Source organism: Modestobacter sp. VKM Ac-2977 (assembly GCF_026968045.1).
Lineage (GTDB): Bacteria > Actinomycetota > Actinomycetes > Mycobacteriales > Geodermatophilaceae > Modestobacter.
This window is the reverse complement of record NZ_JAPVBQ010000005.1, coordinates 42,261-57,430: the sequence shown is the minus strand read 5'-3', so window position 1 is coordinate 57,430 and position 15,170 is coordinate 42,261. Positions and strand designations below refer to the sequence as shown.

Below are 15,170 nucleotides of genomic sequence, written 5' to 3'. Positions count from 1 at the left end.
GCCGGGTCTGGAGGACGGACGTCAGTCCGTCTGGCCTGCGGCGACCTCTTCGGCGGTGTAGTAGCCGGAGTCGATCAGGACCGACTGGATGTCGTCCTGGTAGACCGTCTCGATCGGGAGCAGGTAGGACGGGACGACCTTGACACCGTTGTCGTAGGTCTCGGTGTCGTTGGCCTCCGGCTCCTCGCCCTCGAGGTAGGCGGTCGCGGCGGCGACGGCCTGCTCGGCCAGCAGCCGGGTGTCCTTGAAGACCGTGGAGTCCTGGACGTTGTCGGCGATCAGCTTGACCGAGGCGATCTCGGCGTCCTGACCGGTGATCACCGGCATCGGCTTGGGCTGCGCGTCCTGCGTCGGGCCGTAGCCGGCGTTCTGCAGCGCGGTGATGATGCCGCGGGAGATGCCGTCGTAGGGCGACAGGACGCCGTTGACGACCGAGCCGTCGTTGTAGCTGGAGGTGAGGAGGTCCTCCATCCGCCGCTGGGCGGTCTCCTGCGACCAGCGCAGCGTGGCGGCCTGCTCGATGCTCGTCTGGCCGGACTTGACGACGAGCGTGCCGTTGTCGATGTAGGGCTGCAGGACCGACATGGCGCCGTCGAAGAAGAAGCCGGCGTTGTTGTCGTCCAGCGAGCCGGCGAACAGCTCGATGTTGAACGGCCCGGTGGCCCCGGTCGGGTTGCCCTCTTCGTCGGTGATGCCCAGGCCGGTCAGCAGGGCGGTGCCCTGCGCGACGCCGACCTTGAAGTTGTCGAAGCTGACGTAGAAGTTGACGTTCTCGGTCTCCCGGATCAGCCGGTCGTAGCTGATCACCGGGATGTCCTGGTCGGCCGCGTTCTGCAGCTGCGCGCTGAGCGCGGTGCCGTCGATCGCCGCGACGATCAGTGCGTCGACGCCCTGGGCGATCATCTGGTCGATCTGCTGGGACTGGGTCGGGATGTCGTCACCGGCGTAGAGGAGCTCGACCTGGTACCCGGCCGACTCGAGCTGGTCCTCGACGTTGGCGCCGTCGGCGATCCAGCGCTCGGAGGTCTCGGTCGGCATCGAGACACCGATCGTGAGGTCCTCAGGAGCTGCGTTCTCGGTGTCGTTGGAACTGCCGGCGCCCTCGCCACCACATGCGGTGAGGCCGATGGCCAGGGTGGCGCCCAGGGCGGTGAGGCCCAGCTTCTTGTTCACTGCCACATCTCTCCTTCGAGACATCTGCCCCCTAGTGGCGCAGGCCCGCCGCTGCGGGCTGAGACAGTGTGAGCGCTAACAACCCCCGTCCGTCAAGCCCGTCACCCGAACTGGATCGTCACGGTCGCGTAACGGGACGTTCACCTCGCAGCCGGCCGGCACCGAGGCGGCAGCCCGCCCCCCCGTCCGGGGGTGGACCGGCGCGTCCTCGGCGGGTGGCGTCCACGGGTAGAACGTGAGCTCGGTCACTGGCACCATTCGGCCATGCGTGGGCTGATGCAGGACGTCCCCCTGACCGTCGACACGATCTTCCGGCACGCCGAGCAGCACCACGGCGACGTCCCGATCGTCACGAACAACCCCAGCGGCAAGGTGCGCACCACCTACGCCGAGTGGGCCGACCGCACCCGGAGGCTGGGCGGGGTGCTGGACACCCTGGGCGTCAGCGCCGAGGGCCGGGTCGGCACGTTCGCCTGGAACTCGGCCCGCCACCTCGAGCTGTACTTCGCTGCCCCCTGCACCGGGCGGGTGCTGCACACGCTCAACGTGCGCCTGTTCCCCGAGCAGCTGACCTACATCGCCAACCACGCCGAGGACGAGGTCGTCTTCGTCGACCGCACCGTGCTGCCCCTGCTGTGGCCGCTGATCGACACGATGACGACCGTCCGGCACGTGGTGGTGATGGACGACGGCGGCGACAACGAGGTGCCCGACGACCCGCGGGTGCTCGACTACGAGACGCTGCTGGCCGACGCCCAGCCGGTCGAGTTCACCACCACGGACGAGAACGCGGCCGCCTCCATGTGCTACACCAGCGGCACGACGGGCAACCCGAAGGGCGTCGTCTACAGCCACCGGTCGACGGTGCTGCACACGATGGCCGTGGTCTCCCCGAACGGCTTCGGCATCGGCGTCGAGGACGTCGCGATGCCGATCGTGCCGATGTTCCACGCCAACGCCTGGGGCATCGCGCACGCCGCCCCCGCGTCCGGTGCGGCGATGGTCTTCCCCGGCGCGATGATGCAGCCGCAGGCACTGGCCGACCTGATCATCGACGAGGGCGTCACCTTCACCGCAGGGGTGCCGACGATCTTCCAGGGCGCGCTGCCGCACCTGGCCGGCCGAACCCACCGGCTGCGGAAGATCGGCTGCGGCGGCTCGGCCGTGCCGAAGGCGCTGTCGGAGGCCTACCGCGAGCAGGTCGGCCTCCCGCTGTACCAGGCGTGGGGCATGACCGAGACGCACCCGGTCGCCTCCGGCGGCACGCTGTCGGCTCGCTGGGCAGACGCCGACGAGGGCGCCAAGGCCGAGCGGCGAGCCCGGGCCGGCCTGCCGCTGTTCGGCGTGCTGGCCCGGATCGTCGACGCGGACACCCTGGAGGAGCAGCCCTGGGACGACAAGGCCACCGGCGAGCTCCAGGTCCGCGGCCCGTGGTGCGCGCAGGACTACTACCGGCCGGACGCCGGGGTGGAGCTGGCCACCCCGGACGGCTGGATGAAGACCGGCGACGTCGCGGCGATGGACGAGAACGGCAACATCCGGATCGCCGACCGCACGAAGGACCTGATCAAGTCCGGGGGCGAGTGGATCTCCTCCGTCGACCTGGAGAACGCGATCATGAGCCACCCGGCGGTGAAGGAGGCCGCGGTCATCGCGATCCCGCACCCGAAGTGGGACGAGCGGCCGCTCGCCTGCGTCGTCCTCAGGGAGGGCGAGACCGTGACCGGCCAGGAGATCATCGACCACATCACCCCGCTGGTGGCCAAGTGGTGGCTGCCCGAGGCGGTCGAGTTCATCGACGAGGTGCCCAAGACCAGCGTCGGCAAGTTCTCCAAGAAGGACCTGCGCTCCCGCTTCGCCGACTACCCGGTCAACGACTGAGGGGCCAAAAGCGCGACTTTGGCCCCTACACGACGTAGGGCGGGCGGCCGGTCTCGCTCACCATGGGCCGGCCGGCCGCGTCCCACTCGCCCATCCCGCCGCCGACGTTGACCGCGTCGTAGCCGTTCTGGTTGAGCCACGCCGTCACCCGCGCCGAGCGCCCCCCGCTGCGGCAGGTGACGTACAGCGGGTCGCCCTCGGGCACCTCGCCGAGCCGGGCCGGGACGTCGCCCATCGGGATGTGCGTCGCACCCTGGACGTGCCCGGCGGACCACTCGTCGTCCTCGCGCACGTCCAGCACGACGGCGTCGTCGGGCACCTCGGCGGCGGGGACGGTCGGCACCTGCTGGGGCATCATCACGCGATCCATCGTGGCACGCGGTGCGCCGCCCCACCGGCGGTGCGGCCGCTCGGCCGGTCGGGCACTGCGAGGATGGTCCCGATGTCCGCTCCCCCGCCCGCGCCCGTCCGGGAACCCGCCTGGTCGCTGTCCCGCTCCGCGATCGGCCTGTGGGTGACGCAGGCGGTCCTCGGCACGATCGTCTACGCGGTGATCGTGGCGACCGCGATCGTCCTCGTGCCCACGGACGCAGGCTGGTGGGTGCCGCTGCTGCGCTGGGGAGGCCCCGCGTTCGTGGTGGTCTACGGCATCGTGACGATCGGGGTGCGCCCGCGGCTGCGCTACCGGGTGCACCGCTGGGAGGTCACCGCCGAGGCGGTCTACACACTCACCGGCTGGCTGACCCGCACCTGGACCCTGGTGCCCATCTCCCGGATCCAGACCGTCGACGTCAACCGCGGGGTCTTCCAGCAGCTGTTCGGCCTGGCCACCGTCGCGGTGCTGACGGCGTCCTCCCAGGGCACGGTCCGGGTGCCGCACCTGGAGGTGGACGTCGCCCGGCGGGTCGCCGACGACCTGGCGCGGCGGGCGGAGCTGGTGCGCGACGAGGCCACGTGACCGGCCTGGAGTCGCTCGGACGGCGGACGTCGCCGTGGGTGCTGGTGCTGCACACCGTGACCTTCCGCCAGGCGCGGGCCCTGGTGCCGGCGGTGCTCGCCCTCGGGGTCACCCGAGGCCTGGGCGACGGGCTGGGCACGGTGATCGCCCTGGTCGCCGGGATCACGCTGCTGTCGCTGCTGGGCGCGGCGATCAGCTGGTGGCGGTTCAGCTACACCGACGGGGACGCCGCGGTCGTCGTCACCCGCGGGCTGCTGACCCGCTCGGCGCGCACGGTGCCCAACGACCGGATCCGCGGGGTCGAGGTCGAGGCACCGGCGCTGCACCGGCTGCTGGGGCTCGTCCGGGTGCGGATCGACGCGGCGGCCGGCTCGGTGACCAGCGAGGAGGAGCTGCTGATCGACGGTGTCACCCGCGCCGAGGGCGACCGGCTGCGCAACCGGCTGCTCACCCATGCCGCCTCCGCGCAGGACCTGCTCGCAGGCCGGCACGCCGCGGCCGAACCGGAGGAGGAACTGCTCCGCTTCGACTACCGGTGGCTGGTCTACGCCCCGCTGGTGGGCAGCTACCTGGCGGTTCCCCTGGCCGCCGGGGGCGCGTTGCTCCGGGCCGCCGAGGAGCTGCCCGAGCAGTTCCTGCCGGAGTTCTGGTCGCCGGACGTCTCGGACACCCGGATCGTCGTCCGGCTCGTGGTGAGCGCCCTGCTGCTGCTGATCCTCGGCTCGATCATCGGCAGCGCCCTGGTGAACTGGCGGTTCCGGCTGCTCCGGCGCGGTGGGGCGCTCGTCGCCGTCCGTGGACTGGTCACCCGCCGGCACACAGAGCTGGACATCGACCGGATCCGGGGCTGCACGATCAGCGAGGGGCTGGGCATGCGGCTGGTCGGCGCGGCCCGGGTCAGCGCCCTGGTCACCGGCCTCGGTGACGCCACGCGACGGGGGCAGGTGCTGCCGCTCGGGCCGGTGGAGCTCGCCCGTGCGCTCTCCACCGAGCTCGTCGACCACCCGGGTCCGCTGCGGCGGCACCCCCCGGCCGCCCGTCGGCGCAGCATCGCGCGGGGCACCACGCCCGGGCTGCTGGTGGCGGCCGCCGGTGGGGTGGTGCTCGCGCTGACGGGCTGGTGGCCGCTGCTGGCCGCCGGGGCCGCCCTCGTGCTGCTCGGCGTGCCCCTCGGCCTGGCCCGCTACAACGCCCTGGGGCACGTCGCCGGCCCCCGGTCGTTCGCGCTGCGCTCGGGGTGGCTGGTGCGCAGCCACACCGTGCTGCAGGACCGCGCCGTCGTGGGCTGGGAGGTGCGGCAGTCGCTGGTCCAGCGCCGGGCCGGGCTGGCGACCGTGCTGGCCTGCGTCGGCGCCGGCAGCGGCGGCTACACCGCGCGGGACATGGCCGCCGACGAGGTGGCCGAGTTCACCCGGGCCGCCTCCGGGGAGTGGGCGGCCACCCTCACGCCGTACGACTGACCCTCCCCCGCACCCTGCCGCGCGGCGCGGCCAGGATGGTGCCGTGCCGATCGACGCGACCGACCTCGAGGCCCTGCTCCCGCCGCTGGCGGACGCACCTGGACCGGAGCTGGCCGGCGCGGGCACGGCCGACGGCCTGAGGTTCGCCGGCCTGGAGCTGACCGGCGACGCGACCGACGCCTCCTTCCTCGAGTGCGTGCTGACCGGGTGCGACCTCGCCGGCGTGCCCTTCGACCGCGCCCGGCTGTCCAGCTGCCTGCTCACCGACCTGCGCGCGGCCGGCTGGTCGCTGGTCGACGCGACGCTGCTGGACGTCGTGGTCGCCGGCGGGCGGTTCGGCGCGGTGACCGCGCACGGCGCCGGGCTCACCCGGGTGGCCCTGCAGGAGGTGAAGGTCGACTTCCTCGACCTGCGGGGCGCCACCCTGGTCGACGTCACGCTCACCGGGTGCACCGTGGGCGAGCTGGACCTCGGCGGCGCCGACCTGCGTGACCTGCGGCTGGTCGACTGCACCGTGGAGTCGCTGGTGCTCAGCGGTGCCCGCAGCCGCTCGGTCGACCTGCGCGGCGCGGAGGTGACCCGGCTCGACGGCGTGGCCGACCTGCGCGGCTGCACGATCAGCACCGCCCAGCTGGCCGGCTGGGCCGCCGGGATGGCGGCCGAGCTCGGCATCAGGGTCGGCTGAGGCGGCTCCGGGTCAGTCCGCCAGCAGGCCGGTGAGCAGCCCGGCCGCGGCGGCCGGTGCGTCCCCGGCGAGCAGCCCGGCCGCGGCCAGCACGTACCGGTCGTCGACGACCACCCGTGCGCCGGCCAGCACACTCCCCGCCCCGCCCCGGTCGGCCGCCACCCGCTGCACCACCGCGGCCGTCACCGCCGGCGCCGCGTGCCGGAAGACCCCGCCGGAGAGCACCACCAGCCCCGCCCCACGCGCGCTCGCCCCGCCCGGACCGTAGGCGGCCTCGGCCCGCAGGTGCCGGCGCAGCGCCACCACCGCCGCGGCCTCGCCGAGGTCCAGCGGGTCGCCCCCGGGGGTGCGGAGCCCCTCGCCCGCGGCCGCCTCCCGCAGCGCGTCGGCGCTGGCGTGCACCCCGAGGTCGCCCTCCACGGTGCGCCGGCGGGCCGGCACCCCGACCGCCGCCCGGTGCAGCGACGCCTGCTCGGCGTCGACGGCGGGCACGCAGTAGACGTCGGTCGTGGCGCCGCCGACGTCCAGCACCAGCACGCCCGGGGCGTCGGCGCCGGCCCGCAGCTCGGCCAGCACCGCCACGCCGTCCAGCACCGCGTCCGGCGTCACCGCTCGCACCCACCGGCGCAGCCGCGGATCCGCCGACAGCCGGGCGCCGCCGATGACGTGGGTCAGGAAGACGTCCCGGATCGCGGCGCGCGCGGACTCCGGGGCCAGCTGCCCGATGTCGGGGAGCACGTTGCCGGCGGCGGTGACCGGGGTGCCGGCCGTGGTGAGGACGGCGCAGACCTCCGCCCGGACGTCGACGTTCCCGGCCACCACGACCGGGACGGACCAGTTCGTACCGGCGAGCGCGGCGGCGTTGTGCCGCAGCACGGTGGCGTCCCCGCCGTCCGTCCCGCCCACCAGCAGGACGACGTCCGGGGCGGCGGCGGCCAGCTGCCGGAGCGCGGCGGCGTCCAGCCGACCCGCGGCCACGTGCACCACCCGGGCGCCCGCCGACAGGGCCGCCCGGTGCCCGGCCTCGGCGCTGATCAGCTCCTCGTAGCCGACGACCGCCAGCCGGAGTCCGCCACCGGCGCTGGAGCACGCGCGCACCGGCGCGCCCCAGCCCTCCGTCGCGGCCAGCACCCCGGCCACCACGTCCGCCGGGGTCGTCGGCGCCTGCCGCGTCTCGACCAGTCGCCCGGTGTCCAGCTCGACCAGCGCCGCCTTCGTCCAGGTCGAGCCGACGTCGACGCAGGCGAGCAGGGTCACGCCGGCCGCAGTCCGGCGGTGGCCGCCCCCGCGGTGAGCTCGTCGAGCCCGAAGGCCTGCACCGGACCCAGGGCGCCGGCGCCGGCGACCCCGCCCTCCGCGGCCCGGACCGCCCCCCAGGCCAGCAGGTCCGCGGTCAGCTCGTAGGGGTCCGGGCCGAGCAGCCGCACGCGGGCGACCCGCGCACCGGACCGGTCGCGCACCTCGGCGACGACGTGCGTGCGGGTCTCTCCCTGGGTCGTCGGCGCCTCGGCGAACCGGCGTCCGACCAGGTCGGCGAGCTGCTCCACCCGTGCCGTGGCCCCGGGGAGCCGGCCGAGCCACGGGGCGAGCGGGGCGAGCCGGCGCGCGACCGGCGTGGCCGGGCCGAACCAGTCCAGGTAGACGCCGACCTCACGCAGGGACGGCGAGAGCCCGGGCAGCGTCAGGTGCTCCGAGCCGCCCACCGAGAGCCCGCGGCGGGTGCGGCCGGCGACGTCGAACCACCAGTCCCGCGCGCCGGCCGGCTCCTCGACCAGGCGACCGTCGCGCCAGGCGTGCCCCTGCTCCAGCAGCACCCCGACCAGGGAGACCAGCGTGCCGCGGGAGAAGCCCTGTCCCCGGACGCCGTCCAGGCTGTAGCCGACGTCGAGCCGGTGTGCCCGGTCGCCCGCCTCGGCCAGCGCCAGCGCGCCGGCCAGGACGCCGGGTACGTAGTCGTGGCCGAAGGCGGTCAGCAGCCGTGCGCCCGACTGCTGCGCCTGCGGCCCGAACTCCTCGAACACCCGACGCAGGAACGGGGGCTCGCCCGTCGAGTCCAGGTAGACCGCACCGGCGTCGGTGGCCGCGGCGACGGCGGCCTCCCCCAGCCGCTGGAAGGGCCCGACCGTGGTGACCAGGACGTCACCGGCGCCGAGCAGGGCCCGCACCGAGCCCGGGTCGGTCACGTCGGCGGCCGCGGTCTCCAGCGGCCCGGCCGGCCCACCGAGCCGGTCGGCGAGCGGGACGAGCCGGGCCGGATCGCGCCCGGCGAGCACCGGCCGGGCGCCGCGGGAGGTCAGGGCGGCCGCCGTCCGACCGCCGGTGTGGCCGGTGGCACCGAGCAGGACGATCCGTGCAGGCATGGTCGGACCCTAGCCACGACGCGCCGGAGCAAACCGGAACTGCTTGGTCCGCGGGTGCGCCGCGCCGCGCCGGGTAGCCGGGGCATGATGGCCGCTCCGCTGCACCACTCAGCGCCCCAGGCTGGTCCCGGTCGCCTCGAGCCCGACCCGGCCGGCGAGCGCGGCCGCCTCCACCCGGGTCGAGACCTTCAGCTGGCGCAGCAGGTTGGCCACCAGCCGCTTCACCGTGCGCTCGGAGACGTGCAGCGTCGTGGCGATGTCCACCGTGCTGGTGCCGGCGGCCACCAGTCGCCAGAGCCGGCGGTCGTCGGCGCTCAGCTGAGCGGCGATGCCCTGGTCCGCGGTGGGCGCCGCGTCGTCCAGCAGCTGGCGCAGCAGCGACTCGGGGATCACCGACCAGCCGTCGAGGACGGCGAGCAGCGGACGCACCAGCGCCTCGGGGCTGGCGGTCTTGGGCAGGAAGCCGCTCGCCCCGGCCCGCAGCGCCTCCAGGGCCGCATCGGCCTCGGCCAGCCCGGAGAGGGCCACGATCCGCGTCATCGGCCGCGCCCGACGGATCGCCGCGATGGCCCGGGTGCCCCCGGGGGGCGGCATGTGCAGGTCGACCACGGCCACGTCGGCGTTGTGCCGGAGCACCAGCGCCGCACCGGCCGAGGCGTCGTCCGTCGTCCCGACGACGCGTACCCGCCCGCCGCTCTCCGGCGGCAACAGCAGTTCCAGACCCCGACTGAACAACGGGTGGTCATCGACCACCACGACGTCCACGGGGGGACGGTGCTCAGCAGCGGCACCGACGTCCAGTCCCTCCACGTCACTCCCACAGATCGGCTGCGCTCGGCGTGGCTGACCGACCGCTCTCCCGGAGGTGCCCGTGACCCTCGCTGCCGACACACACCCTGCGACGCTGCCCGGACTGTTCACCGACCTGCTGCGCGTGGTGCGCAGTCACCTCCCCCGTCCCGCGACTGACCCGGTGAGCACCGGCGACGCGCTGGTGCGGGCGCTCTGTCACGACATGCGCAGCCCGCTGGCCGCGCTGGAGTCGGTGCTGGCCCGGCTCGAGGACGACGACAGCCGACCGGAACTGCTCGACCTCGCCCGCGCCCAGGCGCAGCACCTGGCCTCCATGCTGCGCACCGCGAACGCCACCGGTGGGGCTGCGGAGCGGGCGGGCACCCGCGGGCTCATCGACGTCGTCCGCGCCTCCATCGCCGCCTCCGGTCTGCCCGACCACCAGCTGCGGGTCGAGCTCGGCGACGACGCGGCCGACGTGGCCGTCGCCGACGCCCGCGTCCAGCGGATCCTGACCAACCTGCTGGAGAACGCCCATCGGCACGGCGGGGGCCGGCCCGTCCGGCTGCGGGTGGAGCGACGGGACGGGTGGGTCGACCTCGCCGTGACCCAGCCGGGCGTGCCGGCCGATCGGGTCCTGGGTCATCTGAACCGGACGACCCCGCCGGTGGACCTCAGCGGCCTGGGCCTGTGGTCGGTGCAGCGGCAGACCCGGGAGCTCGGCGGCCGGCTGGCCTGGTCCGAGGGCCCCGACGGCGCCTTCACGCTGTGGGTGCGACTCCCGGACCGCTGACCCGCCCGATCCCGACGTCAGGCGGTCCTGACGTCGGGAAGAGCAGGGCCGCTGGACACCGCCCTCCTCAGGTCTCGGGGGCGAGGCGTCGCGCTCCCGGACCGACGGCGCCCAGCGCGTCGTCCGGGTTCATCAGGGCGCACGAGCGCATCGACAGGCACCCGCAGCCGATGCAACCGGTCAGCTCTCGCTCCAGCCGTTCGATGGCGCGGCGGCGTTCCTCCAGAGTCGCCTTCCACACCTGCGCCGCCCGCTGCCAGTCAGCCTGCGACGGAGTCCGGTCCAACGGCACCGTCGCAAGCGCCTCCTGCACGTCCGCGAGCGGCACGCCCAGCCGCTTCGCGACGGTGACCAGCGACACGCGGCGGAGCATGTGCCGCGGATAGCGCCGCTGGTTCCCGCTCGTACGTTCCGCGGCGATCAGCCCCAGCGTCTCGTAGTACCGCAACGCCGACACCGCCACGCCGCTGCGCCGACCGAGCTCCCCGATCGTCAGCCGATCACCCAGCGAGTGCCCCTGCGCCATCCCGACCTCCCTGGCCCCCTTGACCTCAAGGTTACTTGAGCTTCTAGCTTTCGTGGTGAGTCACGGCGCGGCCGACCGACCTCGAGGGGACGACGACAGCACCGCTGGAGCTCGACCCCCCGGGGTGGCGACGACGACGCACGCCGGCCCGGACCACTCATCGGAGGACGACCATGACGACTGCAGGAGACCACCCCCTGGACACGCCGATCGAAGGGCTGCTCGCCACCCCGACGTCACGGCTCCCCTACCAGCACGACGTGCTGCTGCGCTCGTACGTGCTCGAGCGCCCGCAGGGCAACCTGGTCGTCTACAACTCCCCAGGGGTGAGCGAGTCGGCGGCGGCGATCCTCGCGCTCGGCGCACCGGCCCGCCTGCTGGTCAACCACGGCCACGAGTCGATGTACGGGCAACCCGACCTCGACGTGCCCATCTGGGTCCACCGGGACGACCGCTCGGAGCTCGCGGCGTCGCTCGACGTGGCGGGCACCTTCGATGGGCCGGGGATGATCGACGACGACCTCGAGGTGGTCCCCACCCCCGGCCACACCGCGGGGACGACCTCCTACCTCTGGGACAACGGCACCCACCGCTTCCTCTTCACCGGCGACTTCATCTGGATCGAGGACGGCGAGTGGAAGGCCGTCGTGCTGAGCTCCGGACTCCGCCGCGACTACCTGGACAGCCTCGCGCTCGTCCGCGAGTTGGACTTCGACGTGCTCGTCCCCTGGGGCACCACCGAGGGAGACCCGCCCTACGGACTCGTGCCGAACCCGGCACAGCGACACGATCGCATCGACGCGATCATCGATCGGGTCGAGGCCGGCGGTGACCGCTGACCTCGGCAGCCATCCGCGCGCTGCCACCCGTCCCACGGTTCTCGTCCGCTCCCCGTCGACACCGCATGCCCTGCGGTCGGCCCCTCCCGACTCGCGCGTCGACCGGGCCCGGCTGCCGGGCCCGCCACCCGGTCGTGCACGGAGAGCAGGGGCGGAGCTCCCGGCGCCGGGCCGGCGGACAGGTAGGCCCCCGGGGGCCAGCGGACGGCACGGGGGTGACACCGGGAGGGGGCATCTGTCTGTTGTCACCGCGAGGGCGGCGACAGCGACCGACGCAGAGGGAGAACGCCCGTGTTCACGCACACCCACGCCCTGCAGTACGAGGCCAAGCCCGACGGCCCCGACGCCAACTACGCCCGCCGGCTCCAGGAGGTGCTCGGTGGTCAGTGGGGCGAGATGACCGTCGCCACCCAGTACCTGCTGCAGGGCTGGAACTGCCGCCTGCCCGGCAAGTACAAGGACATGCTGCTGGCCATCGGCACCGAGGAGCTCGCGCACGTCGAGATCCTGGTGACGCTGATCGACCGGCTGCTGGACCACCAGCCGCTCAAGCCGGACTCCGCCGACCACTCGAAGGAGAGCGCAGCCGCGTACGGCCAGAGCAACCCGCAGCACGCCATCGTCAACGGCGGCGGCGCCTACTTCCGGGACAGCATGGGCCTGCCGTGGAGCGGCGGGTACGTGACCGCCAGCGGGAACCTGATGGCGGACTTCCACTACAACGCCACGGCCGAGATGATGGGCCGGCTGCAGGTGAGCCGGCTCTACAACATGACCGACGACAAGGGCGTCAAGGACACCCTCCGCTTCCTGATCGCGCGGGACCACTACCACCAGATGCAGTGGCTGGCCGCGGCGGAGGAGCTGAAGGCCGACGGGCTGGACAACATCCCGGTGCCGGCCGCCTTCCCGCTGGACGAGGAGCCGCCGGAGTTCGCCTACGCGTTCCTCGACGCCTCCGACGGGCCGGATGCCGCCAACGGCCGCTGGGCCAACGGGCCGGCGCTGGACGGCACCGACAACCAGCTGACCGCCCGGCCGATCGCGGCGAACGCCGACGCCCCGATCCTGCCCCCGGGCGACCCGCGCCTCTACGGCACCCCGCCGGTGCCGATGCAGGGGATCCTCCAGAAGGCCAAGGACGCCCTCAAGTGAGGCGCCGCCTCCTGTGATCTGCCACGGGAGGCCCGCCCGATGCGCCGTCGCCGTGCCGGCGCCCCGGCTCCGCTCCCCAGCGGACCTGGGACGCCGGCCCGGCGGGCGCCCGAGCACTCGCTGGAGGTACGTCGTGCACCTGCCCGTCCCCACCCCCCACCTCGCTCTCCCCCACCTGCCGGTCCTGCACCTGCCCGGCCGGCTCCCCGTCGCCACGGTGCTGCTGTCGGTGGTCTACGCCGCGGCGATCGCCGTCGCCCTCACCGCCCCCGGGCAGCACGTGCTCGCCGGTCTCGTGGTGCTGGCCGGGCTGGTCAGCCGCTCCGTCGTCCGCCGGCGCCGCTCCGCCGCCGGCGCGGTCAGCGTCGCGACCGTCGCCGTCGACGCCGTCCTGCCGGAGCCCGCCATCCGGCCCGGCACGGCCCCGGACGAACCGGCCACCGCGCCGGCTGCCGCCTGAGGCACCCGGAGACGACGCGAGGCGCGCCCCCACCGGGGACGCGCCTCGCGCTTTCAGGACCTGCTCAGCTCAGGCCCTCAGTGAGCGACTGCCTTCTCGGCACCGATGCCGGTCAGCGACCGGACCTCGAGCTCGGCGTACTTGTCGATGTCGGGCTTCTCCTTGGACACCTTGGTGCCCAGCCAGCCGAGGAAGAACGACAGCGGGATGGAGACCAGGCCCGGGTTCCGCAGCGGGAACCACGCGATGTCGAAGTTGGAGAACATCGCCGTCTCCGACCCCGAGACCACCGGCGAGAAGATGATCAGACCGATGCAGACGATCAGCCCGCCGTAGATCGACCACAGCGCGCCCTGGGTGGTGAAGTTCTTCCAGAAGAGCGTGTAGAGGATCGTCGGCAGGTTGGCCGAGGCCGCCACCGCGAAGGCCAGGGCCACCAGGAAGGCGATGTTGATCCCGGCCTGGAGCGCCAGGATGCCCAGGCCGATGGAGACCGCGCCGATGACGACGGCGGTGATCCGGGCGACCCGGACCTCCGCGTTCGGGTCCACCTGCCCCTTCTTCAGCACCGAGGCGTAGACGTCGTGGGCGAAGGACGCCGACGCGGTGATGGTCAGCCCGGCCACGACCGCGAGGATCGTGGCGAAGGCGACGCCGGCGATGATGCCCAGCAGCACGGTGCCACCGAGCTCGAACGCCAGCAGCGGGGCCGCCGCGTTGACCCCACCGGGTGCGGCCAGGATCGTCTCGGAGCCCACCAGGGCACCGGCGCCGTAGCCGATGACCAGGCTGAACAGGTAGAAGCCGCCGATCAGCCAGATGGCCCAGACGACCGACTTCCGGGCGTCCTTGGCGGTGGGCACGGTGTAGAAGCGCATCAGCACGTGCGGCAGGCCGGCGGTGCCGAGCACCAGGGCCAGCGCGAGGCTGATGAAGTCCAGCCGGGTGGCGTTCGACACCCCGTACTGGGCGCCGGGCTCCAGGACCTGCCCGCCCTCCGACGCGACCGCCCCACCGAGCAGCGCGGAGAGGCTGAAGCCGTACTCGGCGAGCACCCAGACCGTCATGACCAGTGCACCGGCGATCAGCAGCGTCGCCTTGATCATCTGCACGTAGGTGGTGCCGCGCATGCCGCCGACCAGCACGTAGAAGATCATCAGCGCGCCGACGACGACCACGACGATCGCCTCGGCCGCGGCGCCGCTGACCCCCAGCAGCAGGGCGACCAGGCCACCGGCACCGGCCATCTGCGCGAGCAGGTAGAACAGCGAGACGAACAGCGTCGAGATGGCCGCCGCGGTGCGCACCGGCCCCTGCCGCATCCGGAAGGCCAGGACGTCGGCCATCGTGAACCGGGCCGTGTTGCGCATCAACTCCGCGACCAGCAGCAGCGCGACCAGCCAGGCCACGAGGAAGCCGATGGAGTACAGGAAGCCGTCGTAGCCGTAGATGGCGATCGCGCCGGCGATGCCGAGGAACGAGGCAGCCGACAGGTAGTCGCCGGCGATGGCCAGGCCGTTCTGGGTGCCGGTGATGTTGCGGCCGGCGGCGTAGTAGTCGGCCGCGCTCTTGTTGTTCCGGCTGGCCCGGAAGGTGATGATCAGCGTCACCACCACGAAGGCGCCGAAGATCGAGATGTTGATCGCCGGCTCGCCGATGGTCGCGCTCTCGGCGGCGAACACGTCAGCCACGGGGGGTCTCCTCGTTCCGGGGGGAGGCGAACTCGTGGGCCTCGAGGCGGGTGCGCATCTCGTCGGAGATGGGGTCGGTGTTCTTGCTCGCGTGCCGCACGTAGAGCTGGGTGATCAGGAAGGTGCTCACGAACTGCCCCAGCCCGAGCAGGATGCCGAGGTTGACGTTGCCGAAGACCTCGGTGGACATGAAGTCCGCCGCGTACGTGGAGAGCAGGACGAACAGCGCGTACCAGACCAGGAAGGCGACCGTCATCGGGACGGCGAAGCTGCGGAACCGGCGACGCAGCTCGGTGAACTCCGGGGAGTCCTGCGCTTGGCGGTACTCCTCCGGGGTCAGCAGCTTGCGTTCGTTCGGGGGTGTCACATGGCACCTCACTGTGTGTCGCCTGTCGGG

16 protein-coding genes are annotated in these 15,170 nt (G+C 73.5%); 8 read left to right on the top strand and 8 right to left on the bottom strand.

Features of this window, described 5'->3' with window-relative positions; genetic code table 11:
* Positions 1–21 precede the first annotated feature (21 nt).
* Positions 22–1,173 carry a multiple monosaccharide ABC transporter substrate-binding protein gene (gene chvE, locus O2V63_RS19825; protein WP_269169197.1) on the bottom strand — a complete coding sequence of 384 codons (1,152 nt, stop codon included), beginning with the start codon at positions 1,171–1,173 and terminating at the stop codon, positions 22–24.
* A 264-nt stretch (positions 1,174–1,437) separates the two neighbouring features.
* Here chvE and O2V63_RS19820 point away from each other — a divergent pair, with 264 nt between their 5' ends.
* On the top strand, positions 1,438–3,054 hold the full coding sequence (locus O2V63_RS19820; RefSeq protein ID WP_269169196.1) for a long-chain fatty acid--CoA ligase: 1,617 nt from the start codon (positions 1,438–1,440) through the stop codon (positions 3,052–3,054).
* 25 nt (positions 3,055–3,079) lie between these two features.
* Here O2V63_RS19820 and O2V63_RS19815 read toward each other — a convergent pair whose 3' ends face one another.
* Positions 3,080–3,412, bottom strand: coding sequence for a rhodanese-like domain-containing protein (locus O2V63_RS19815; RefSeq protein WP_166756047.1), 333 nt, complete (start codon positions 3,410–3,412; stop codon positions 3,080–3,082).
* Positions 3,413–3,496: 84 nt separating this feature from the next.
* On the opposite strand from O2V63_RS19815, the gene O2V63_RS19810 reads away from it, so the two are divergent.
* The 3 genes from O2V63_RS19810 to O2V63_RS19800 are packed head-to-tail and all read left to right on the top strand — an operon-like array spanning position 3,497 to position 6,157.
* Complete coding sequence (locus O2V63_RS19810; protein ID WP_269169195.1) at positions 3,497–4,012, top strand: PH domain-containing protein; 516 nt, start codon at positions 3,497–3,499, stop codon at positions 4,010–4,012.
* Positions 4,009–5,472 carry a PH domain-containing protein gene (locus tag O2V63_RS19805; RefSeq protein ID WP_269169194.1) on the top strand — a complete coding sequence of 488 codons (1,464 nt, stop codon included), beginning with the start codon at positions 4,009–4,011 and terminating at the stop codon, positions 5,470–5,472. The genes O2V63_RS19810 and O2V63_RS19805 overlap by 4 nt, the downstream gene beginning before the upstream one ends.
* A 43-nt stretch (positions 5,473–5,515) precedes the next feature.
* A complete protein-coding gene (locus O2V63_RS19800; protein ID WP_269169193.1) occupies positions 5,516–6,157 on the top strand; it encodes a pentapeptide repeat-containing protein in 642 nt (213 codons plus the stop codon).
* 12 nt (positions 6,158–6,169) lie between these two features.
* Here O2V63_RS19800 and O2V63_RS19795 read toward each other — a convergent pair whose 3' ends face one another.
* From O2V63_RS19795 to O2V63_RS19785, 3 genes are all read right to left on the bottom strand, one after another.
* Positions 6,170–7,414 (bottom strand): glutamate mutase L, encoded by a 1,245-nt coding sequence (locus O2V63_RS19795; protein WP_269169192.1) that lies wholly within the window; start codon positions 7,412–7,414, stop codon positions 6,170–6,172.
* On the bottom strand, positions 7,411–8,517 hold the full coding sequence (locus O2V63_RS19790; RefSeq protein ID WP_269169191.1) for a saccharopine dehydrogenase family protein: 1,107 nt from the start codon (positions 8,515–8,517) through the stop codon (positions 7,411–7,413). The genes O2V63_RS19795 and O2V63_RS19790 overlap by 4 nt, the downstream gene beginning before the upstream one ends.
* Positions 8,518–8,625: 108 nt before the next feature.
* Complete coding sequence (locus O2V63_RS19785; protein WP_269169190.1) at positions 8,626–9,282, bottom strand: response regulator; 657 nt, start codon at positions 9,280–9,282, stop codon at positions 8,626–8,628.
* 106 nt (positions 9,283–9,388) lie between these two features.
* Here O2V63_RS19785 and O2V63_RS19780 point away from each other — a divergent pair, with 106 nt between their 5' ends.
* Positions 9,389–10,102: a sensor histidine kinase gene (locus O2V63_RS19780; protein ID WP_269169189.1), complete on the top strand. Its 714-nt coding sequence runs from the start codon at positions 9,389–9,391 to the stop codon at positions 10,100–10,102.
* A gap of 67 nt (positions 10,103–10,169) precedes the next feature.
* On the opposite strand, the gene soxR is transcribed toward O2V63_RS19780, so the two are convergent.
* Positions 10,170–10,628, bottom strand: coding sequence for a redox-sensitive transcriptional activator SoxR (gene soxR / locus O2V63_RS19775; RefSeq protein WP_269169188.1), 459 nt, complete (start codon positions 10,626–10,628; stop codon positions 10,170–10,172).
* A gap of 173 nt (positions 10,629–10,801) precedes the next feature.
* On the opposite strand from soxR, the gene O2V63_RS19770 reads away from it, so the two are divergent.
* The 3 genes from O2V63_RS19770 (at position 10,802) to O2V63_RS19760 (ending at position 13,082) form a co-directional block, all read left to right on the top strand.
* A complete protein-coding gene (locus O2V63_RS19770; RefSeq protein ID WP_269169187.1) occupies positions 10,802–11,467 on the top strand; it encodes an MBL fold metallo-hydrolase in 666 nt (221 codons plus the stop codon).
* Positions 11,468–11,758: 291 nt separating this feature from the next.
* Complete coding sequence (locus O2V63_RS19765) at positions 11,759–12,622, top strand: manganese catalase family protein (protein ID WP_166754109.1); 864 nt, start codon at positions 11,759–11,761, stop codon at positions 12,620–12,622.
* A 133-nt stretch (positions 12,623–12,755) separates the two neighbouring features.
* Complete coding sequence (locus O2V63_RS19760; protein ID WP_269169186.1) at positions 12,756–13,082, top strand: hypothetical protein; 327 nt, start codon at positions 12,756–12,758, stop codon at positions 13,080–13,082.
* Positions 13,083–13,159: 77 nt separating this feature from the next.
* Here O2V63_RS19760 and O2V63_RS19755 read toward each other — a convergent pair whose 3' ends face one another.
* Entirely contained in the window at positions 13,160–14,773 is a 1,614-nt protein-coding gene (locus O2V63_RS19755; protein WP_269169185.1) for a solute symporter family protein, read from the bottom strand.
* Positions 14,766–15,140 (bottom strand): DUF485 domain-containing protein, encoded by a 375-nt coding sequence (locus O2V63_RS19750; RefSeq protein ID WP_269169184.1) that lies wholly within the window; start codon positions 15,138–15,140, stop codon positions 14,766–14,768. The genes O2V63_RS19755 and O2V63_RS19750 overlap by 8 nt, the downstream gene beginning before the upstream one ends.
* Positions 15,141–15,170: the final 30 nt, after the last annotated feature.

What these genes read in the sequence shown, in the direction of transcription:
- O2V63_RS19820 (WP_269169196.1), top strand. Translation starts at nt 1,438, where the DNA reads ATGCGTGGGCTGATGCAGGACGTCCCCCTGACCGTCGACACGATCTTC.
- O2V63_RS19815 (WP_166756047.1), bottom strand. Translation starts at nt 3,412, where the DNA reads ATGATGCCCCAGCAGGTGCCGACCGTCCCCGCCGCCGAGGTGCCCGAC.
- O2V63_RS19810 (WP_269169195.1), top strand. Translation starts at nt 3,497, where the DNA reads ATGTCCGCTCCCCCGCCCGCGCCCGTCCGGGAACCCGCCTGGTCGCTG.
- O2V63_RS19790 (WP_269169191.1), bottom strand. Translation starts at nt 8,517, where the DNA reads ATGCCTGCACGGATCGTCCTGCTCGGTGCCACCGGCCACACCGGCGGT.
- soxR (WP_269169188.1), bottom strand. Translation starts at nt 10,628, where the DNA reads ATGGCGCAGGGGCACTCGCTGGGTGATCGGCTGACGATCGGGGAGCTC.
- O2V63_RS19770 (WP_269169187.1), top strand. Translation starts at nt 10,802, where the DNA reads ATGACGACTGCAGGAGACCACCCCCTGGACACGCCGATCGAAGGGCTG.